The sequence below is a fragment of the Actinomadura sp. KC345 genome (assembly GCF_004348515.1).
In the GTDB taxonomy this organism is placed as follows: domain Bacteria; phylum Actinomycetota; class Actinomycetes; order Streptosporangiales; family Streptosporangiaceae; genus Spirillospora.
This window is the reverse complement of sequence record NZ_SMKH01000032.1, coordinates 12,918-32,791: the sequence shown is the minus strand read 5'-3', so window position 1 is coordinate 32,791 and position 19,874 is coordinate 12,918. Positions and strand designations below refer to the sequence as shown.

Genomic DNA, 19,874 nt, shown 5'->3' with positions numbered 1-19,874 from the left:
TGTAGATTCCATCTACATAGACGCGGCCTACGTAGGTCCCGGGGAGACCCGGCGGAGTCAGACGAGGTTGTCCTCCACCTTGAGGCCGAATTCGCCGCGGCCGTACATGGACAGGGCGTGTTCCACGTCGTTCGCCACGTGGACGCTGCCGGCGTGGGCGTCGCGCCAGGTGCGTTCGATGATGTTGCCGCGGTGGAGGGAGTTGCCACCGGCGGTCTTGAACAGGATGTCGATCGCCTCGATGGCGCGCTCGGTGCCGCGGACCTGGTCGCGGCGGGCGCGCAGGCGCAGCTCCATCGGGATCTTCTCGTTGCGGACCGCGTACTCGTGGATCTCCCGGACGTTCCGGTCGGTCTGCAGGACCGCGGCGTCGATCTCGGACGCGGCGCGGGCGACGGCGACCTGCGCGAACGGGTCCTCGACGAACCGGCCGCCGCCCAGGCTCAGCCGGATCCGCTCGCGCATCCTGTCCACGTAGTGGTCGTGGCAGCCGGCCGCCATGCCGATCACGCTGGCGGTGACCGTGGCGGTGAAGATCGTCCCGAACGGCATCCGGTAGAGCGGGCCCGTGTTGACCTTGCGGCCCGGGTTGCGGAGCTGCGCCTGCTCGAAGTTGCGCATCGCGCGGTGGGCGGGGACGAACGCGTTCTCCACGACGATGTCGTCGCTCGCGGTGCCGCGCAGGCCCATCGAGTCCCACACCTGGTGGATCTCGTAGTCCTCGCGCGGGATGAGCACCGTCATGAAGTCGACGGGACGTCCCTCGGCGCCGACGACGAGGGCGCCGAGGAGGGCCCAGGACGCGAACTCGCAGCCGGACGAGAACGACCACCGCCCGGTCAGCTCGTAGCCGCCGTCGACCGGGGTGAGCCGCCCGATCGGGGAGTACGACGAGGAGATCAGCGTGTCCGTCCCGGCGCCCCACACCTCGTGCTGCGCCTCGTCCTCGAACAGTCCGAGGTGCCAGGAGTGGACGCCGAGGATCGCCGCGACCCAGCCGGTGGAGCCGCAGACGCCGGAGATCGCCCGGACGACCTCGTAGAACGCGACCGGGTCGTCCTCGGCTCCGCCGTACCGGGCGGGCTGGAGCATGCGGAACACGCCGGCGGCGGTCAGCTCGCGGATGGTCTCGGAGGGGATGCGTCCCTTCTCGTCCACGGGCCGGGCCCGCTCGGCGATGCCCGGCAGCAGCCCGCGCACGGCGTCCAGGACCTCGTTGCTCATCCCCGCTCCTTCCTCTGCACTGCCTTTGCAGGACACCATGTCAGGGTGCCGCGGCGGGCGGAAACGTCCCGGCCAGCGGGACTCGCCGAACGGGATGGTGACCTGCGACCTAACGTTCGAATCACCCATCCGTCTTCGAAGGGATGATCCACGTGACCGCAACCGAGTCGGACGCCGTCCGCGCCATCGAGGCGGAGGCGATCTCCTCCCGTTTCGCCCGGGGATGGCACTGCCTCGGGCTGGCCGAGAAGTTCAAGGACGGCAAGCCCCACACGGTCAACGCGTTCGGGCAGAAGCTCGTGGTCTTCACCGGTGCGGACGGCAGGACGAACGTGCTCGACGGGTACTGCCGGCACATGGGCGGCGACCTGTCGCAGGGCACCGTCAAGGGCAACGAGATCGCCTGCCCGTTCCACGACTGGCGCTGGGGCGGCGACGGGCGCTGCAAGTCGATCCCCTACGCGCGGCGCGTCCCGCTGCGGGCCCGGACCGCGTCGTGGCCGACGATGGAGCAGGACGGGCTCCTGTTCGTCTGGAACGACCCGGAGGGGAACAACCCCCCGGCGGACGTGACGATCCCGGTGATCGAGGGCGCCACCCGCGACGACTGGACCGACTGGCGCTGGACGGAGCAGGTGGTCCACACCAACGCCCGCGAGGTCATCGACAACGTCGTGGACATGGCGCACTTCTTCTACATCCACCAGTCCTTCCCGACGTTCTTCAAGAACATCTTCGAGGGCCAGGTCGCCACCCAGATCATGAAGGGCGTGACCAGGGAGGACTCCCGCCGCAGGCGCGAGGGCTCGGGCGGCGGCGGGCCGCGGATGCTCGGCAACACCTCGGTCGCGTCCTACCACGGCCCGTCCTTCATGATCGACGAGCTGACGTACCACTACGACGGGTACGACCTGAACTCCGTCCTGATCAACTGCCACTACCCGATCGACCAGAACTCGTTCTCGCTGCACTCGGGGATCATCGTCCAGCACAGCGACACGCTGCCGGCGGAGGCGGCCGAGGCGACGGCGCAGAAGCTGTCGGAGTTCATCCTGCTCGGCTTCCAGCAGGACGTCGAGATCTGGAAGAACAAGGCCCGCATCGACAACCCGCTGCTGTGCGAGGAGGACGGCCCCGTCTACCAGCTGCGCCGCTGGTACGAGCAGTTCTACGTCGACGTCGCCGACGTGAGGCCGGAGATGACCGACCGGTTCGAGTTCGAGATCGACACGACCCGTCCGGTCGAATCGTGGCAGAAGGAGGTCGACGAGAACCTCGCCCGCCTGGACTCCGAGGGGGCCTCGGCATGACGAGCCGGGAGGGCGCTCTGCGGGACGAGCGCCTCCTGGACGGCCCGCTGCTGCCCGTCCGGTGCCGCCGCTGCGCCGCCGAGGTGCTGGTGCGCAAGGCGAGCTGGGAGCAGACGAGCATCCAGTGGAACGCCGAGGCGAGGGCCGCGTGCGCGGGCATCCAGGACCCGCACGACACCTGCCCGGCGCTGCGCTCGGCGATCCAGGAGGCGGCGCTGACCGGCGCCATCAAGGTGGTCGAGTGACGGCGGACGGACCGGCCGGACGGGTCGCGGGGCGGGTCGCGGTCGTGACCGGCGCGGGCGACGGCATCGGACGCGGCGTCGCCCGCCGCTTCGCCGCCGAGGGCGCCCGCGTCCTGGTGGCGGAGTTGAACGAGGAGACCGGCACGCGGGTGGCCGCCGAGATCGGGGAGAACGCCCGGTTCGTCCCGACGGACGTGACCGACAAGGCGCAGGTGCACGCGATGGTCGCGGCAGCCGTCGGCACCTGGGGCGGCGTGGACATCCTGGTCAACAACGCCTGGGGCGCCGGGACGGTCGGCCGCGTCGAGACCAAGACCGACGAAGCCCTGGCCCGCGGCTTCGCCATGGGCTACTACGGCCCGCTGTGGGCGATGCAGGCCGCGTTCCCCCACATGAAGGCGAACGGCTGGGGCCGCATCATCAACATGTGCTCCCTGAACGGTGTCAACGCCCACATGGGGACCCTGGAGTACAACTCGGCCAAGGAGGCGCTCCGGACGCTGACCCGCACGGCCGCCCGCGAGTGGGCGCCCGCCGGCGTCGTCGTCAACGCGATCTGCCCCGGCGCCAAGAGCGCCGCGTTCCACCGGATGGCGGCCGCGCACCCGGAGATCGAGGCCGCCGCCGACCGGGCCAACCCGATGGGCCGCCTCGGCGACCCGGAGACCGACATCGCGCCCGTGGCGGTGTTCCTCGCGTCCGAGGACGCCCGCTACCTGACCGGAAACACCCTGTTCGCGGACGGCGGCTCGCACATCAACGGCGTCGCCTGGTCCCCGGACCTGGACGGAGAACAATGATCGACGAATACGGCCCGTGGGCCGTCATCGCGGGCGGCTCGGAGGGGGTCGGCGCCGCGTTCGCGCACCGGCTCGCCGACGCGGGCCTGAACCTCGTGCTCATCGCCCGCAAGCCCGGCCCCCTGGCGGAGACCGCCGAGGCCGTCCGCGCGAAGGGCGTGGAGGTCCGCACCCTCGAACTCGACCTCGTCGCCCCCGACCCGCTCAAGGCGCTCCGCGAGGTCACCGACGACCTGGACGTCGGGCTTCTCGTCTTCAACGCGGGCGCCAACAGCTACGGCCACGAGTTCGTCACCGGCGACCTGGACCGCTTCCAGGGCGTCATCGACCTCAACATCACCGCGCAGCTTGCCTTCACCCACCACTTCGGCGCGCTCATGAAGGAGCGCGGACGCGGCGGCCTCCTGCTGGTCGGCTCCCTCGCCGGCTACATGGGCCAGGCGCAGATCAGCATCTACTCGGCCGTCAAGGCGTTCGGCCGCGTCTTCGCCGAGGGCCTCTGGCTGGAGATGCGCGAGCACGGGGTGGACGTCCTGGAACTCGTCCTCGGCGTGACCCGCACCCCGGCGATGGAACGCGCCGGCCTGAACATGGACATGCCGGGCCTCAACGTCGCCGAGCCCGACGACATCGCCCGCGAGGGCCTCGACCACCTCAAGGACGGCCCCGTCTGGGTCGCTGGCGGCAACGACGAGGCCGCCCGGAAGCGCGCGGGCTTCCCCCGCGACCGCAAGGTCCTGGCCGCCCACGAGGCGATGCGCCGCATGCTCCCCGACCCGTCATAGCCGCGGCACGGCACCGCCCCCTCGCCCGTGGGGACGGACGCCGCCGGCCGGTCCGGGTCAGTGTTCCGCGGGCTCGTCGTCGAGTTTCCGGCCCCGTAGCAGGAACCAGGTGACGGTGGCGGCGGCCAGCAGGGTCGCCGTCCCCGCGCCGGCGGCGAGAGACAGACCGTCGACGAAGGAGTCGCGGGCCGCCTCCAGCAGCGCCGGGGCGGTGCCGGGCGGCAGGTGCTCGGCGATCTGCACGGCCGCGCCCAGCGACTCGTGCGCGGCGTCCGGGGTTCCGGCCGGGCCGTCGAACCCCCGGTAGACGCCGGTCACGATCGAGCCGAGCAGGGCGATGCCGAGGGCGGTGCCGAGTTCGTACGCCGTCTCCGACACCGCGGAGGCGGCGCCCGCCTGCTCCTTGGGGACGCTGGAGAGGATCACGTCGGCGGTGACGGTGAAGGCGAAGCCGGCGCCGATGCCGACGACCAGCAAGGCGGTCCCGAGCAGCGGATACCCGGTGGACGGGTCGATCACGGTGAGCGGGGCGAGCCCCAGGCCGACGGCGGCCAGCCCGCCGCAGACCACGGCGCGGACCGGGAAGCGCCGGGCCGCGCGCCCGGCCAGCAGCCCGGCCACCACCGCGCCGACCGCGACGGGCAGTTCGGCCAGGCCGGCCTCCAGGGGGCTCCTGTCCTGTACGAGTTGCAGGTACTGGGAGAGGAAGAAGATCACGCCGGCCAGCCCGAAGATGGTCATCAGGTCGGCCAGGACCGCGCCGCTGAAGCCGGGGTTGCGGAACATCCGCATGTCCAGCAGCGGAGCGGACAGCGTGAGCTGGCGCCGGACGAACCCGAGCAGGGCGGCGGCGCCCAGCAGGCCCGCGGCGAGCGCGCCCCGCGCGAACCCGTGCGCGGCGGACTCCTTGATCGCGTACACGACGCCCACCATGCCGACCAGCAGCAGGGCTACGCCGACCAGGTCCCACGGGCCGGGGGCGGGGTTGCGCGACTCGGGCAGCAGCTTGAGGCCGGCCACGACCAGGACGGCCATCACCGGCAGGTTGATCAGGAAGACCGAACCCCACCAGAAGTACTCCAGCAGCGCACCGCCCAGGATCGGGCCGACCGCCATGCCGGCCGAGGCGGCGGCCCCCCAGAGGCCGATGGCGAGGCTGCGTTCGCGCGGGTCGTGGAAGAGATTGCGGATCAGGGCGAGGGTCGCGGGCATCAGCGTGGCGCCGGCGACGCCGAGCAGCGCGCGGGCCGCGATCATCATCTCCGGCGTGGTCGCGTAGGCGTTGAGGACCGATATCGCGCCGAACGCCGTGGCGCCGAGGAGCAGGATCCGTCTGCGGCCGATGCGGTCGCCGAGGCTGCCCATGGACACCAGCAGCCCGGCGATCACGAAGGAGTAGACGTCGCCGATCCACAGCAGTTGCGTCCCCGACGGCCGCAGGTCCTCACTGAGGTAGGGGGTCGCCAGCGCGAGGACGGTCGCGTCGACGGCCACCAGCAGCACCGCCAGGACGAGCACGGCCAGCGCCAGCCAGCGTGCGGGGTGCTTCTCCGTCTCCGGCGGGCCGGCGGGCCGGCGGGTGCCGGTCACGATTCCGCTTGCCGGGCGACGCCGCCGAGCAGCAGCTCGGTGACCATGTGGCTGAAGTCGTTGCGCGCCACGCGTCCGTCGGTCACCGCCCAGGCGCCCGAGGCCAGGAGGCCGTACAGCGCCTCGGTGAGCCAGACCGGGCTGAGGTCCAGCCGGAACTCGCCGCTCTCCTGCCCGCGCCGGAACAGCCCGGTCAGCCGGGCGTCGATACGGGCCCAGCCCGGATTCTGCTCCTCGCCCTCGAACAGCTGGTTCTCGCTGTAGAGGAAGGCCAGCAGACCGGCGGACGGCTCGATCCGGCGTACCAGGCGGCGCACCACATCGGCCGCAGCCCCCTCGTCGAGGTCCACCGCCTCCAGGGCGGCCTCGCACTCGGCGATGCCGTAGTCCTCCAGGGCGCGGACGAGGGCGTCCCGCCCGGGGAAGTGCCGGTTCAGCGTCGCCCGCCCGATCCCGGCGGCCCGCGCGACCTCGTCCATGGTCGCGCTGCCCTTGCGGGCGAGCAGGGCCGCGGCGGCGCGCAACACCTGATCACGATCGACAGCCATGAGACGACCATAACCCAGATGAGACGTACATGTCTCATCTAATACATGATCGCCTCACCGCCCGTCGGCGTGAAGGCCGTCCGGGCAAGGCGCGCCGGCGCGAGAGGGATCAGACGCCTTCGTCCGCGCTCCGCTCGTGGCACCCGGCCCTGACCTGGGCCGTGAAGGTGAGCCACGTCCGGGCGCTGAGCGTGAGGTGCCCGTTGCCGGGGGCCTTGCTGTCGCGGATCGCGACGGCGGCTCGCGCACCGGCGACCTCGACGCAGTTGCCACCGCCGCTCCGGCTGCTTTTTCTCCACAGAGCGTTTGATGTGTCATGCGGGGTGATCATCATGCTCCCCTTTCCGAGTCCAGTTCTTTCCCAACTGCGGCGATCAGTGAATCGGAAGCGCTCGGGCTGAGCGCAACGGCACGAAGATGCGCACTGACCAGGTTATAACGCGCGATGTCCGCGTCTTCTTCCAGAAAAATGTCTCCTGCTTGACTTTCGATATACACGATGTCGGGCCCGATCTCCTCCACGAAGTTCATGACAACAAAGGAGCCGGGCATGCCCGGGTGGCTTCCCGCGTCGAACGGGATCACCTGGAGGTTCACGTTCGAACGCGCCGTGGCGGCCCGGAGGTGGTCGAGCTGCTCCCGCATGATCTCCGCTCCACCCACAATGCGACGGATGGCGGCTTCGTCCACGATCGCCCACAATTTCAGCGGCTGATCTTTCGTGAGGGCCGCCTGTCTCCGCATCCTCGCGTCGACCCTGCTCTCGATCTCCTCGTCGGTGGACTCGGGAAATGCGCCGTTGATGGCGGCCCGCGCGTAGCGCTCGGTCTGGAGAAGCCCGGGAATGAAAAGGCACTCGTAGTTCAGCACCTCGCACGCCTCGGACTCGAACTCGATGTAGGAGGCGTACCGTTCCGGAAGGTCCGAGGCGAAGGTGTGCAGCCAGCCGCGCGTCGCCGCCTGCTTGAGCAGGGTCCTCAGTTCGGACCGCTTCGGCTCTTCCACCCGGTACACGTCCAGGAGCCCGGACAGCGTACGCGCCTGAGGGCGGACGCGGGCGGTCTCGATCCGGTAGAGCGTGGCCACGTTGATGCCGGTCTGCTCGCTGACCTGCTCGCGAGTGAGTTCAGCGGTCCTGCGCAGCCGGCGAAGCTCTGCCGCGAGACGCCGGAGTCGCACCGTCGGTGCCCCCATTGCGGCTCCTTTCCACGGGTCGGCCCGGGGCGCGAGCGCGGCCGGGGCCCCGTCCGCACCCCGGGGATCGCGAATGCAAGCAATGTAGATGCAACCTTTGCATTAATACGCTGAGTGATGCATCCTATGCAGAGAGTTCCACAAGCGGCCGACCAGCCGCAGGCGATCGACCAGAAGCCGAGCGGGCCCGGGGGCGGTGCCCGCACCCGGGCCTTCACCCGGGTGAAAGGAGTCGGACCATGTCGAACCTGCCAACCCGCCCGCCGGCTGTGCCGTCGCGGCGACCACGACCGGGGGTGCTCGCCGGCCAGGACGGCGGCGAGTGGTCGTTCCCACGGGACACCGCTCACCGGGTGGCCGGCGGGCCGGTCCGGCTGACGCCCGATCAGGTCGCCCGGGTCACGTGGTGATCGTCTGGGACCGGGAGCGCACCGAGCGGATGTGCTCGTCCGGAACTCTGGACGTCCGGGACGTCCGCACACGGGTGCTGCGGGGGCTCACCCGATGTGCGGACGGCTTCGACCTGGACGACGTGGACCTGATGGTCTGCGAGATCGTCACCAACGCCGTACAGCACACCGCCAGCGGCAGGCCCGGCGGCGGCGTCCGGGTGACCGTGCTCATGTCGTCCGACCGGCTGCGGGTGGAGATCAGGGACGACGGCGGCTCGCAAGGAAGTCCGGCGATTCCGGCGCGGAGTTCGGCATGGGACGAGACCGGGCGCGGGCTGCTCTTGGTGAGCCGGCTCGCCGACCGCTGGGGCGTGCTGCGCGGGGAGGACGGGCAGCACACCGTGTGGTTCGAGGTCGTTCGATGATCACCGTGCGGAGGCTGCGCGATGCGTGGGCGGCGCGGCGGCGCTCCAGGTCGCGCCGATGGCACCGAGGCGGGCGCGGGGCCGTCCGGCCGGTGTTTCCGGCGTCGTCCCCGGTGTCGGTGTTCCTCTTCGGAGACCCTGAGCCGGATTCGGGCGAATCGCTGGTGGTCTTCACGGGCGAGGTGCGGGCCTGGCGGACGCTCGCGGAGATGGAGACCGCGCGGTCCCGGGTCTGGTCGCGGCAGGGCCGGGTGTGGGGCGCGGGCGTGTGCGCCGGGCGGGCCCAGGTGTACCAGGCCGTGGCGGAACAGTTCGAGGGCCTGGTGATCGAGTCGCCCCGGCGGGGCGACGACGAGCGCCGGCCCGGCGGGGACCACCGGGACGACCGGTACGGCTAGCCGGACAGGAGGTCCGGGTCCGCGCGGAGTTCCTGGCGGACCATGGCCTCCCAGAAGCCGGCGAAGCCGTTGCCGTCGCTGCGCCGCATCTTGTCGGCCCACCAGGTGGGCAGCGGCGATTCCAGGGCGCCGCCGGCGGCGCGGATGTGCCAGGCGCGCTGGCAGCGCTGCTCCAGCGCGGTGGCGCGCTGGTGTACGGCGCGGGCCGAGCCCCCGACGACGAAGACGCCGTGGCCGGCGAGGAGCGCCAGGTCCGCCTCGCCCATCGCGGCGACGGCGGCGCGGGCGGCCTCCATGCTGTTGACCGGCTCGTCGTACTCGTCCACCAGGGTCACCTCGCCGCCGCCCAGGATGGAGCTCTGGTCCATGGCGGGGGGCACCTCGCGCATGTCGGCCCAGACGGTCCCGTACAGGGGGTGGTTGTGCACGGCCCACCCGACGTCGGGGCGCTGCTGGTGCAGCGCCAGGTGGAGCGGGATGCCCAGCGGGACCGGCCAGTCGCCTTCGACGAGGCCGCCCTCCAGGTCGATGCGGATGACCTGGTGGGGGCGCAGCTCGTTCCAGGTGATCAGCCACGGGTTGCACAGGAGGGTGCCGTCCCCCAGCGCGCAGGTGATGTGACCGGCGAGGTGGTCGTTGTAGCCCTCGCGCCAGAGGCAGCGGGCGAGGAGGACGAGCTCCTCCCGGAGGGTCAGGTCGGGGATGAGCTTGCCGGGCGTGGGTTCGAACACGCGTCCTCCTTCAGCTTAGAGGGAGCACGGTGGCGGGCAGCGGGTGCCGGTAGAGGGCGGCGGCGTTCTCCGAGCACATCGCCCGGAGCTCGGCCGGGTCTATGTGCCCCCAGGCCTCTTCGAGGACGGACTGGGTGTCGGGCCAGGTGCTGTCGCCGTGCGGGTAGTCGGTCTCGACCATGATGTTCTCCACGCCGATCCGGTGCCGGGTGTCGATCGTGGACGGGTCGTCGATCGTGCAGAACCAGAAGTTGCGGCGCAGCACGTCGGCGGGACGCACCTCCCAGCCTCTGCCGTACCCGGAGCGGTCCACGATGTTGTCGAGCCGGTCGAGCAGCATCGCCACCCAGCCGATACCGCCCTCGCTCATCGCGATCTTGAGGTCGGGGTACCGCAGCGGGTACTCCGACCACAGCCATTCGGCGCAGGCGCGCAGCGACTGCTGCCCGAAGAGCGTGGCGCCGAGTTGCAGGCGCGGGGCGCCGGGCGGGTGGTTCTGCAGCCCCGAGCTGCCCACGTGCAGGGAGACGACCGTGTCGGTGTCGACGCACGCCTGGATGATCGGGTCCCAGTGGTCCCGGTCCCAGAGCGAGGGCAGGCCGATGGCGTGCGGCCGTTCCGGGAACGTCACCGAGGTGAAGCCGCGGGCTGCGTTGCGCCGGATCTCTTCGACGGCGAGATCCGGGTCGGTGAGGTGGGTGATGCCGAGCGGGACGATCCGGTCGGGGTACTTGGAGTGCCACTCGTCGTACAGCCAGTCGTTCCATGCGCGCACGCAGGCGTGCCCGAGTTCCTGGTCATGGGTGGCGAAGAAGACGCGCCCGCAGAAACCCGTGATCTGGGACGGGAAGTTCACCGACGCCCAGACGCCGCTGATGTCCATGTCGTGGACGCGGGCCTCGACGTCGTAGCAGCCCTGGCGCATCTGGTCGAAGCGGAACGGCTCGAACGTGACGGTCTCCGGCCGGCGTCCGGCGACCGCGTTCATCCCGACCTGGGTGTACCGGTCGCCCTCGAACTCCCAGACCTGGTTCCCCTCGGGCGTCTCCACGATCCGCGGCGCCCGTTCCTGAAGCCTGGCCGGCAGCCGGCCGTCGAACGTGTGCGGAGGCTCCACCACGTGGTCGTCCACCGAGACGATCGTGTACTTGACCGCACGCGGCTCGGGCTCGGGCAGGAACAGGGACCCGGACATGACCACCTCGCTGTGTTACTATGTGACACGTTTGTTTCTCTATGTCGATCGTAGGTTGGCGGGATGAGCACGGTCAAGATGAGCACGGTCAAGACGAGCACGGTCAAGCAGGTGCGGTCGGTCCGGAACGCGTGCGTGCTGCTGGAGGCGATCGCGGACGGGCAGCCGGTCGGGGTGAGCGAGCTGGCCCGCACCACCGGACTCGACAAGAGCGCGGTGCACCGGACCGCGGTGACGCTCCACCAGGTCGGATGGATCCGGCCCGCCGGCGGGCCGGCCACCCGGTGGGAGCTGGCACCGGCGTTGCTCGGCCTCGCCCGCAAGGGAGGCACGGCGAGCCTGGTCGCGACCGTCCGCCCCGTCATGGAGCGGCTGCGCGACGACACCGGGGAGACCGTCCTTCTCGCGGTCCTGGAGGGCGACCGCCTGACCGTCGCCGAAGTGGCGGAGAGCCGGCGGCCCCTGCGGCTGAGCATGCCCGCCGGGGCGGAGATGCCCGTCCTCGGCAGCGCGGCGGCGCGGGCGATCGCCGCGCTCCTGCCGCCCGGCGAGGTGGAGCGGTTGCGTGCGGCCCATCCCGGGTTCGACGACGAGTCCGCGCTGGAGCGGGTGCGGTCGCGGGGCTGGTCCTCCAACGACGAGGAGGTCCAGGAGGGCGCACGGGCCGTCGCCGCCGCGTTGGCGGGGGCCGACGGCCTCCCGCTCGGCGCGCTGGTCGTCTGCGGCCCGGCCGACCGGATGTCGCCCGACCGGATGCGCGACTACGGACTCCTCACAGCGGCCGCGGCGGCCTCCGCCCAACTCTGACCCGCCTCGTTGACTTGCGGCGTGTTGTTGTTATGGGGCGCTCCATAACAACAACACGCCGCAAGTCAACGTGCCCGTTGGCGTTGGGTTCGGGGGGTGTACGTGGCGTTCCGGTGTTCGTAGACGGGGTCTGTCGTGTCTTGGGCTTCCTTGCGGAGGCCGCGCTTGATCACCTTGTTGGTGGGGGTGCGGGGCAGTGCCTCGACGAGGCGGATGTAGCGGGGTGTCCACTTGGTGCCCAGGTCGGGCTGGGCGGCCAGGAAGGCGGTGAACGCGGACGGGTCGAACGTGCGGCCCGGTGCCAGTGCGACCGCCGCCATCACCTGGTCGCCGACGTGCTCGTCCGGAACGGCGTAGACGGCCACGTCCGCGAAGGCGTCGAAGCGGGCGAGGAGGCGTTCGAGGGGCGCCGCCGCGAAGTTCTCGCCGTCCACCCGCAGCCAGTCGTCGTCGCGCCCGGCGAAGTACCAGTAGCCGGCCGCGTCGCGGTAGGCGAGATCGCCCGACCACGTCCAGCCGTTGCGGACGCGCTTCGCCGTCGCCTCGGGATTGTTGTAGTAGCCCTCGAACTTCCCGGCGCCCGTCGTGTCGACGATCTCGCCGATGGCCTCGTCGGCGTTGAGCAGGACGCCGTGCTCGTCGAACTCGGCGGGCGGGCACTCCCGGAGCGTCTCCGGGTCGATCACCAGCGTGCCCGCTTCGGCGACGCCCAGCGAGCCCGGGGGGGTGCCCGGGACGCGGTTCAGGCGGATCTCGCCTTCGCTGGAGCCGTAGGAGTCGATGACCGTGCAGCCGAAGCGGCGGGCGAACTCGCCGATGTCGCGCTCGGCCGCCTCGTTGCCGAACGCGATGCGCAGCGGGTTGTCGGCGTCGTCCGGCCGCTCGGGGGTGGCCAGGACGTAGCTCAGCGGCTTGCCGACGTAGTTGAAGAACGTCACTCCGTGGCGGCGGACGTCCGGCAGGAACCCGGACGCGGAGAACTTGCGGCGCAGCACCAGGCGCCCGCCCGTGGCGACCGCCGGGGCGATCCCGGCCATCAGGGCGTTGGAGTGGAACATCGGCATGACGACGTAGAAGACGTCGTCGCGGGTGAGGCCGCGCCGGTCGCGCTGCTGGAGGGCGATGCGGCCGAGCCGCCCCTGCGTGCAGATCACCGCCTTCGGAGCCGACGTCGTCCCGGACGTGAAGACGAGGGAGAAGATCGTCTCAGGGGTGACGGGCGCGACCTCCGCCGGGTGGGTTCCGGCCAGGCGGCCGGTGTGGTCGCCCGTGTCGACGGTGAGCGCCGGGACGTCCGCCAGCCCTTCGATCAAGGGGGCGCGGGAGGTCTCGGTGACGAGCAGGGCGCAGTCGGTGTGGGCGATGTCGCGGGCCAGCTCGGCGCCCCGGCGGGTCGGGTTCAGCTCGACGGCCGGGACACCGGCGAGGGCGCAGCCCAGGAGCCAGAACAGGTGCTCCGGGCCGTTCTCCAGGAAGAGGCCGACGTGGCCGCCGGCGGCGCGGGCCAGGGTCGCGCGGCGGCGGGACTCGGTGACGACCTCCCGCCACGTCCAGGACGCGTCCTCGAAGCCCAGCGCCGTCCGGTCGTCGGCCGCGCGGGCCGCGACCAGCTCGGCGAACGTCACCTCACCGGCCGGGCGGTCGTCGCCCAGCAGGGCGGTCTTCTCGTCTGGCATGCGCACCCCCCTGGGACAACCTCGGCCAACCGGCGGCACGGATGTCAACCGGATCCCACTCAGTGGGACTCGGCGCTCCCCCTGATCCGGTCTTCGTTGTTTCCTCGTTTTGGTCTACCGAAAGACACCTGGCCAGGCAGGGGGCAGCGGGGGCGTTCGCAGAGGGTTCGCGGGAGGATCGTGAAGACGTCCGGGTGGAGATGGCGCCGTCGTTCCGCCGGGCTGCTCATCGTCGCGATGGCGGCGACGGGATGCGCCTGGCAGAGCGAGAACGGCGGGCGGGAGCGGCCCGCCGGGCCGCCGGCCGAGTACAAGGCCGGCATGATCGGCGAGGACGAGGACGGCGCGCCCGTCAAGGGCGGGACGATGACGCTCGCCGCCTACGCCGAGGCCGGGCTCCTCGATCCGGCCGAGACCATCGTCGCCGGTTCCACCGGCGGCATGGAGATGGCCGCGATCTACGACGTCCTGATGCGCGGGGACAGCGAGACCGGCGAGATCCACCCGCAGCTCGCCGAGGACCTGGAGGCCAACGGCGACTCCACCGCGTTCACGCTCACCCTGCGGGACGGCGTGACGTTCAGCGACGGGACGCCGCTCGACGCGAAGGCCGTCAAGTGGAGCATCGAGCGCTACGTGAAGAAGGGCGCGGACGAGGCCGCGCTCTGGAAGAGCAACGTCGCGGCCGTCGAGACGCCCGACGACCTGACGGTCGAGTTCAAGCTCCGGCACGCGTGGCCGACGTTCCCGTTCATGCTGACCACCGGCCCGGGGATGATCGTCGCGAAGTCGTCCGACGACGGGGGCGAGTTCACCCCCGTCGGCGCGGGCGCCTTCGCCTTCGAGCGGTACCGGCCGAAGGAGGAGACCGTCCTCAAGGCGCGCGCCGGCTACTGGGACGGGAAGCCGAACCTCGACCGGATCCGGATCGTGTACGTCGACGACCCGGACGCCGCGCTGGCCACGCTGAGCAGCGGGCGGATCCAGGGCGCGTTCCTGCGCGATCCCGTCGCCGTCCAGAAGGCGCTGAAGGCCGGGCACCACGGCTACCTCAGCATGGTCGCGCTCGGCAACGCCGCCGTGGTCAACGCGCTGCCGGGCCACCCGGGCGCCGACCCGCGCGTCCGCAAGGCGATGCACCACGCGATCCAGCCCGAGGTGGTCTACCGGCGCGCCTACCCCGGCACCGGCCTCGCGAGCAACGCGCTGTTCCCCGAGTTCTCGGTCTGGCACACGGACGCCGAGCCGCTCCCCTACGACCCGGGCAAGGCCCGCCGCCTGCTGCGGGAGGCCAAGGCCGACGGCTACGACGGCAAGGTCTCCTGGCTGGACTCCCAGGACCCCGCGTCCCGGACGACCGCGCTCGCGGCCAAGGCGATGCTGGAGAACGTCGGCTTCGACGTCGAACTGGACCTGGTCCGCTCCGTCTCCGACCAGATCACGAGGGTGGCCGTCCGCAAGAGCTACGACGTGGCCGGCTGGGCGCTGAGCTGGCGCGAGGCCGGGCCGTTCGCCCGCATGTACGCCACGCTCCACACCGAGGGCAACCTCACGGTCGGGATGCCCACCACCCCGGCGATGTCCGCGCTGATCGAGGAGCTGCGGGGCGCGGCGACCACCGAGGAGCAGCGGGAGGTCATGGGACGCATCCAGCGGCAGTGGAACGAGGATGTCCCGGCCCTGGTGCTCGGGCCCCAGCCCGAGCTGGTCGCCTGGCCGGACACCGTGCACGGCGTCGTCGGGACCGTCAACAGCATGGTCCTGCTCGACGACGCCTGGATCGGACAGGGCTGAACCGGACAGGGCTGAACCGGACAGGGCTGAACCGGACAGGGCTGAACCGGACAGGGCCGAATCGGACAGGGCTGGGAGACGACATGGGGCGCGATCTGGCGAGACGGCTGATCGAGCTGGCGCTGGTGCTGCTGATCGTCAGCATGGGCACGTTCGCGCTGGTGGGCCTGATGCCCAGCGACCCTGCGGTGGTGGTGCTCGGCGAGGGCCACACCGCCGCGGAGTACGAGGAGCAGCGGGAGTCGATGGGGCTGAACGACCCCCTCCCCGTCCGCTACGGGCACTGGGTGGGCGACGCGCTCACCGGCGATCTGGGCGAGTCGTTCATCCCGCCGTACAGCGATGTCGCCGGGCGGATCGCGGCGGCGCTGCCGGTCAGCGTGGAACTGGCCGTCCTGGCGATGGTGATGGCGCTGCTCCTGGCGGTCCCCCTGGCGATGTGGTCGGCGTACCGGTCCGGCGGGGTGGTGGACCGGGTCGTCAGCGCGGTGACGTTCGGAACGCTGTCGGTGCCGAGCTTCCTCGCGGGCATGCTGCTCATCGCGCTGTTCGCCGAGCGGCTCGGCTGGTTCCCGCGACTGGAGTGGTCGCGGCTCAGCGACGGGATCGGCGACAACCTGTACCACGCGTTCCTGCCCGCGCTGACGATCGCGCTGATGGAGACGGCGACGTTCACGCGGGTCCTGCGCGGCGACCTCATCACGACGCTGCAGGAGGACTTCATCCTGTCGGCGAAGGCGAAGGGGATGACGCCGTTGCACGTGCTTTTCCGGGACGCTCTGCGCCCCTCGTCCTTCTCGCTGATCACGCTGATGGGGATCAGCCTGGGCCGGCTCATCGGCAGCACGGTGATCGTCGAGTACCTGTTCGCGCTGCCCGGCATGGGCACGCTGATCATCAGCGCGGCCGACCAGGGCGACGTCCCGATGGTGCAGGGGGCGGTCCTGGTGATCGCGCTGATCTACGTGCTGGTGAACGCGATGATCGACCTGTCCTACGGCCGTCTCGACCCACGAATCAGGCGGGCACATGTCTGAGGCGCACACGATCGACGCAGCCGCGCGAGGGTCCGGCCCCCGCTGGGGGCCCCGGTGGTGGGGCTCCGCCCTGGCCGCCGCCGGGCTCGTCGTGTTCGGGCTGTCGGTGACCGTCCTGGCCGGGGACGGCTGGGCGCAGGCCGCCGCGGTCGTCATCGGCCTCGCCGCCGCCTACCTCGGGCTGAACGCGCTCGGACGGGCGGTGTTCGGCGGCTCCTTCGACCTGCTGTTCTGGCTCTGCGTCGGCTGGGTGACCGTCCTGGCCGCCACGGCCGTCGCCGCGCCGCTGCTGCCGCTCGGCGAGCACCAGGACATCGTCAAGACGCTGGGGACGCCCGGCATGGCCGTCCCCGACCTGTCGACCCCGCATCCGCTCGGCACGAACAACTTCGGGCTCGACCTGCTCGCACGCGTCGTCCACGGCGCGCGGTCGTCGCTCGTCGTGTCGCTCGGCGCGGTCGCCATCGGCATGGTCGTGGGCGGAGCCATCGGGATCGCGGCCGGGTACTTCCGGCGCGGCGCCGACGCCACGGTCGGTGTGCTGACGAACTCGCTGCTGGCCGTCCCGCCGCTGATTCTGCTGATCGCGCTCGGCACCGTCCTGGAGCCGAACCTGCGCAACATCGCGCTCGCGCTGTCGCTGCTCGCGATCCCCAGCATGATCCGGATGGCGCGGGCGAGCACGATGGCGTTCGCGCAGCGCGAGTTCGTCGTGGCGGCCGACGCGATCGGCGCGTCCCGGTGGCGGATCATGACCCGGGAGCTGCTGCCCAACGTCGTGCTGCCGCTCGCGTCCTACGGCATGGTGATGGTGTCGGTGCTGATCGTCGCGGAGGCGTCGCTGAGCTTCCTCGGCCTCGGGGTCCAGCCGCCCGCGCCGTCCTGGGGGAACATGATCGCCGAGGGTGAGGAGAACGACGCCTTCACCCGGTACCCGCACATCGTGCTGGTGCCCGGCATCACCCTCTTCCTGACCGTCTTCGCGTTCAACCTCATCGGCGAGAAGGCCCGCAAGCGCTGGGACCCCCGCCAGGCGAAGCTCTAGGGAGCCGGTATGAACGACGCACCCGTCCTCGCCGTGGAGGACCTGCACACCGAGATGCACACGCCCCGGGGTCCGCTCAAGGCGGTGGACGGCGTGTCCTTCACCGTGGGGCCCGGGGAGATGTTCGGCATCGTCGGCGAGTCCGGCTCGGGCAAGTCGGTGCTCGGCCGGACGGCGATGGGCCTGTACACGTCGGGGCCGTCGATGACCGTGACCGGGAAGGTCGTCCTGAACGGCCAGGACGTGCACGCCCTCAGCGCCTCCGGACGGCGCAGGCTGTGGCGGTCCGAGGTCGGGATGATCTTCCAGGATCCGGGGACCGCCCTCAACCCGGTCAAGCGGATCGGCCGCCATCTGACCGAGGGCATGCGCGGGCTGTCGCGCGCCGCCGCCCGCGACCGGGCCGAGGAACTGCTGCGCATGGTCGGCATCCCCGAGCCGCGCCGCAGGCTCGGGCAGTACCCGCACCAGCTGTCGGGCGGCATGCGCCAGCGCGTCGTGATCGCGATCGCGCTGGCCGGCGAGCCGTCCCTGCTGATCGCCGACGAGCCGACGACCGCGCTGGACGTCACCGTCCAGAAGCAGATCCTCGACCTGCTGGGGCGGCTCCAGTCGGAGCTGGGGACGGCCATCGTCCTGATCAGCCACAACCTCGCGGTCGTCGCCGGGCGCGCCGACCGGGTCGCGGTGATGTACGCGGGGCGGCTCGCGGAGCTGGCCCCGGCGGGCGACCTGTTCGCCGGCCCGCGGCACCCGTACACCGAGGCGCTGCTGGCCTCCGTCCCGCGCCTGGCCGACCCGCCCCACTCCACGCTCCGGACGATCGACGGCGCGCCGCCGAACATGGTGGATCCGCCGGAGGGCTGCGCCTTCGCGCCCCGCTGCCGGCACGCGTCGCCCACCTGCGAGACGCCGCCGCCGCTCCGCGCCGACGGCGGCCGCGCCTTCGCCTGCCACCACCCCGTCAACGTTGGAGGCTCCTGATGGCAGGGACCGGTACGACGCACCTGCGGCCCGGCGAGTCCGGCGACCGCGTCCTGGCCGTCGAGGACCTCGTCGTGGAGTTCCCGGCGGGACGCGGGCAGAAGGTCCACGCGGTCTCCGGGATCAGCTTCGACCTCGTGGACGGGGAGACGCTCGGCATCCTGGGCGAGTCGGGCTGCGGGAAGTCGAGCGCGGGACGCGCGGTGATGCAGCTTCCGCCGCCGGTCGGCGGCTCGGTGCGGCTGAACGGCGCGGAGCTGACCGGGCTGGGGCGCGCCGACCTGCGCGAGCGGCGCAGGACCATGCAGATGATCCTGCAGAACCCGGTCGCCGCGCTGAACCCGCGCCGCAAGGTCGCCGACCTCGTGGCCGAGGGGCCGTCGGTGTGGGGCGGCAAGCCGGATCGGGCCCGGATCGAGGCGGTGCTGGAGTCGGTCGGCCTGGACCCGGCCACCGTCTGGGACCGCCGTCCGCACGAGCTGTCCGGCGGCCAGTGCCAGCGCGTCTGCATCGCCCGCGCGCTGATGCTCGACCCGCGGGTGCTGATCTGCGACGAGCCGGTGTCGAGCCTGGACGTCTCCGTGCAGGCGCAGATCCTCAACGTCCTGGAGGCCGCCCGGGAGCGGCACGGCCTCAGCATGATCTTCATCGCGCACGACCTCGCGGTGGTGAAGAACGTCAGCGACCGGATCATGGTGATGTACCTGGGCAAGGTCTGCGAGGTCGTCCCGTCCGGCGCGCTGGCCGGCTCGGCGCTGCACCCCTACACGCGCCTCCTCCTCGCCTCGGTGCCGGAGGCCGCCCAAGGCGAGGGCGAGCAGGGGGGCGAGCAGGAGAACGCCGAGCTTCCGTCACCGCTGAACCCGCCGAGCGGATGCCGCTTCCGCACCCGCTGCCCCCTAGCCACCGACCGCTGCGCGAAAGAAGAACCGAAGCTACGCCAGACGACCGAAGGCCACCACGTGGCCTGCCACCACGTATGAACCTCCACCGAGACACGTTCACCTGCGGCATGGTGTTGCCGGGATGACGTGTTCGATCGCACCAAAAGACCGGTCTCCCTTGGAGGGAGACCGGCTCGTGGGTTGGGCGGCGCGTCACCAGGATGACGTGCCGCTACGAGCCTGCGGGCACGATCTCCAGGCTCACTGTGACGTGGGCCTGGCGGCCTGTCAGACGCGCGTATCTCAGGTCGTTGACGGTGAAGTTGCCACCGTGGAGACGACTGAGGCGCTCGCACGCAACGGCGAGAGTCACTCTGTGGACGGAAAACATGTTTCCGCTGAATGTGTGGGTCTGCGCCCCCGCGCTGGCCTCCGCCGGCACGATCTCCAGGCTCATCGTGATGTGGGCCTGGCCGCCTGCCAGACGCAGGTATGTCAGGTCCTTGGAGGTGAGGCTGCCACCGCTGAGATGCTCGCACGCACGGGCGAGATTCATGGCACTGTAGGCGGCGACCACGTCTCCGCCGAACTCCAGCGTCCCGCCGTTGGCCATCGTCTGCTCGACTTGCTGCCGCGACAACTGAGGCATTTCGTTTTCCTCTCTGGTTTGTGACTGCTTCTGGTTTGTGACTGCTTCCGTGGCCTGTTCGCCGCAGAAGATGATGGATGCCATCGGCTTCCACTACGTGCTGGTCACGGTGAGGGGTTCAATTTCCGGCCGCTGGCGCGAGCACCTGGACGCGGTGGCGC

The 19,874-nt window shown here is 71.2% G+C and carries 22 protein-coding genes; 13 read left to right on the top strand and 9 right to left on the bottom strand.

The window, feature by feature from the left end:
• Positions 1-57 precede the first annotated feature (57 nt).
• The gene (gene hsaA, locus E1281_RS08295; RefSeq protein WP_131876595.1) at positions 58-1,224 is read right to left on the bottom strand and encodes a 3-hydroxy-9,10-secoandrosta-1,3,5(10)-triene-9,17-dione monooxygenase oxygenase subunit; all 1,167 of its coding nucleotides are present in this window, start codon (positions 1,222-1,224) and stop codon (positions 58-60) included.
• A gap of 143 nt (positions 1,225-1,367) precedes the next feature.
• Between hsaA and E1281_RS08290 the strand changes: the two genes are divergently transcribed.
• The 4 genes from E1281_RS08290 to E1281_RS08275 are packed head-to-tail and all read left to right on the top strand — an operon-like array spanning position 1,368 to position 4,364.
• Positions 1,368-2,534 (top strand): Rieske 2Fe-2S domain-containing protein, encoded by a 1,167-nt coding sequence (locus E1281_RS08290; protein ID WP_131876593.1) that lies wholly within the window; start codon positions 1,368-1,370, stop codon positions 2,532-2,534.
• Positions 2,531-2,779: a ferredoxin gene (locus tag E1281_RS08285; RefSeq protein ID WP_131876592.1), complete on the top strand. Its 249-nt coding sequence runs from the start codon at positions 2,531-2,533 to the stop codon at positions 2,777-2,779. Before E1281_RS08290 ends, E1281_RS08285 begins: the two co-directional genes overlap by 4 nt.
• Positions 2,776-3,579, top strand: a complete 804-nt coding sequence (locus E1281_RS08280) for a glucose 1-dehydrogenase (protein ID WP_131876590.1) — start codon at positions 2,776-2,778, stop codon at positions 3,577-3,579. The genes E1281_RS08285 and E1281_RS08280 overlap by 4 nt, the downstream gene beginning before the upstream one ends.
• The gene (locus E1281_RS08275; protein WP_131876589.1) at positions 3,576-4,364 is read left to right on the top strand and encodes an SDR family NAD(P)-dependent oxidoreductase; all 789 of its coding nucleotides are present in this window, start codon (positions 3,576-3,578) and stop codon (positions 4,362-4,364) included. Before E1281_RS08280 ends, E1281_RS08275 begins: the two co-directional genes overlap by 4 nt.
• A 57-nt stretch (positions 4,365-4,421) precedes the next feature.
• On the opposite strand, the gene E1281_RS08270 is transcribed toward E1281_RS08275, so the two are convergent.
• The 4 genes from E1281_RS08270 to E1281_RS08255 form a co-directional block, all read right to left on the bottom strand.
• Positions 4,422-5,954 carry an MFS transporter gene (locus E1281_RS08270; protein WP_131876588.1) on the bottom strand — a complete coding sequence of 511 codons (1,533 nt, stop codon included), beginning with the start codon at positions 5,952-5,954 and terminating at the stop codon, positions 4,422-4,424.
• On the bottom strand, positions 5,951-6,502 hold the full coding sequence (locus E1281_RS08265; protein WP_165958828.1) for a TetR/AcrR family transcriptional regulator: 552 nt from the start codon (positions 6,500-6,502) through the stop codon (positions 5,951-5,953). The genes E1281_RS08270 and E1281_RS08265 overlap by 4 nt, the downstream gene beginning before the upstream one ends.
• A gap of 109 nt (positions 6,503-6,611) precedes the next feature.
• Positions 6,612-6,836 (bottom strand): DUF397 domain-containing protein, encoded by a 225-nt coding sequence (locus E1281_RS08260; protein WP_131876584.1) that lies wholly within the window; start codon positions 6,834-6,836, stop codon positions 6,612-6,614.
• On the bottom strand, positions 6,833-7,696 hold the full coding sequence (locus E1281_RS08255; protein ID WP_131876582.1) for a helix-turn-helix transcriptional regulator: 864 nt from the start codon (positions 7,694-7,696) through the stop codon (positions 6,833-6,835). The genes E1281_RS08260 and E1281_RS08255 overlap by 4 nt, the downstream gene beginning before the upstream one ends.
• A 239-nt stretch (positions 7,697-7,935) precedes the next feature.
• Here E1281_RS08255 and E1281_RS40065 point away from each other — a divergent pair, with 239 nt between their 5' ends.
• The 3 genes from E1281_RS40065 to E1281_RS08245 are packed head-to-tail and all read left to right on the top strand — an operon-like array spanning position 7,936 to position 8,911.
• The gene (locus E1281_RS40065; RefSeq protein ID WP_165958827.1) at positions 7,936-8,106 is read left to right on the top strand and encodes a hypothetical protein; all 171 of its coding nucleotides are present in this window, start codon (positions 7,936-7,938) and stop codon (positions 8,104-8,106) included.
• Complete coding sequence (locus E1281_RS08250; protein ID WP_131876580.1) at positions 8,100-8,513, top strand: ATP-binding protein; 414 nt, start codon at positions 8,100-8,102, stop codon at positions 8,511-8,513. Before E1281_RS40065 ends, E1281_RS08250 begins: the two co-directional genes overlap by 7 nt.
• A complete protein-coding gene (locus E1281_RS08245; protein WP_131876579.1) occupies positions 8,510-8,911 on the top strand; it encodes a hypothetical protein in 402 nt (133 codons plus the stop codon). Before E1281_RS08250 ends, E1281_RS08245 begins: the two co-directional genes overlap by 4 nt.
• Here E1281_RS08245 and E1281_RS08240 read toward each other — a convergent pair.
• Both E1281_RS08240 and E1281_RS08235 read right to left on the bottom strand, forming a co-directional pair.
• Complete coding sequence (locus E1281_RS08240) at positions 8,908-9,642, bottom strand: class II aldolase/adducin family protein (protein ID WP_131876578.1); 735 nt, start codon at positions 9,640-9,642, stop codon at positions 8,908-8,910. The two genes, E1281_RS08245 and E1281_RS08240, sit on opposite strands and share 4 nt — an antisense overlap.
• A gap of 10 nt (positions 9,643-9,652) precedes the next feature.
• Positions 9,653-10,837, bottom strand: a complete 1,185-nt coding sequence (locus E1281_RS08235; protein ID WP_131876576.1) for an amidohydrolase family protein — start codon at positions 10,835-10,837, stop codon at positions 9,653-9,655.
• Positions 10,838-10,900: 63 nt separating this feature from the next.
• On the opposite strand from E1281_RS08235, the gene E1281_RS08230 reads away from it, so the two are divergent.
• Positions 10,901-11,644, top strand: coding sequence for a helix-turn-helix domain-containing protein (locus E1281_RS08230; RefSeq protein ID WP_131876575.1), 744 nt, complete (start codon positions 10,901-10,903; stop codon positions 11,642-11,644).
• Positions 11,645-11,709: 65 nt separating this feature from the next.
• Here E1281_RS08230 and E1281_RS08225 read toward each other — a convergent pair whose 3' ends face one another.
• Positions 11,710-13,320 carry an AMP-binding protein gene (locus tag E1281_RS08225; RefSeq protein ID WP_207943175.1) on the bottom strand — a complete coding sequence of 537 codons (1,611 nt, stop codon included), beginning with the start codon at positions 13,318-13,320 and terminating at the stop codon, positions 11,710-11,712.
• Between the two features lie 180 nt (positions 13,321-13,500).
• Between E1281_RS08225 and E1281_RS08220 the strand changes: the two genes are divergently transcribed.
• From E1281_RS08220 to E1281_RS08200, 5 genes are all read left to right on the top strand, one after another.
• The gene (locus tag E1281_RS08220) at positions 13,501-15,114 is read left to right on the top strand and encodes an ABC transporter substrate-binding protein (RefSeq protein WP_243716707.1); all 1,614 of its coding nucleotides are present in this window, start codon (positions 13,501-13,503) and stop codon (positions 15,112-15,114) included.
• Positions 15,115-15,197: 83 nt separating this feature from the next.
• Positions 15,198-16,151: an ABC transporter permease gene (locus E1281_RS08215; protein ID WP_131876574.1), complete on the top strand. Its 954-nt coding sequence runs from the start codon at positions 15,198-15,200 to the stop codon at positions 16,149-16,151.
• Entirely contained in the window at positions 16,144-17,196 is a 1,053-nt protein-coding gene (locus tag E1281_RS08210; RefSeq protein WP_131876572.1) for an ABC transporter permease, read from the top strand. Before E1281_RS08215 ends, E1281_RS08210 begins: the two co-directional genes overlap by 8 nt.
• 9 nt (positions 17,197-17,205) lie before the next feature.
• Complete coding sequence (locus tag E1281_RS08205; protein WP_131876571.1) at positions 17,206-18,180, top strand: ABC transporter ATP-binding protein; 975 nt, start codon at positions 17,206-17,208, stop codon at positions 18,178-18,180.
• Entirely contained in the window at positions 18,180-19,163 is a 984-nt protein-coding gene (locus E1281_RS08200) for an oligopeptide/dipeptide ABC transporter ATP-binding protein (protein ID WP_131876569.1), read from the top strand. The genes E1281_RS08205 and E1281_RS08200 overlap by 1 nt, the downstream gene beginning before the upstream one ends.
• Before the next feature lie 133 nt (positions 19,164-19,296).
• Here the strand turns inward: E1281_RS08200 and E1281_RS08195 are convergent, their stop codons facing one another.
• A complete protein-coding gene (locus E1281_RS08195; RefSeq protein ID WP_131876567.1) occupies positions 19,297-19,797 on the bottom strand; it encodes a hypothetical protein in 501 nt (166 codons plus the stop codon).
• Between the last annotated feature and the right edge of the window lie 77 nt (positions 19,798-19,874).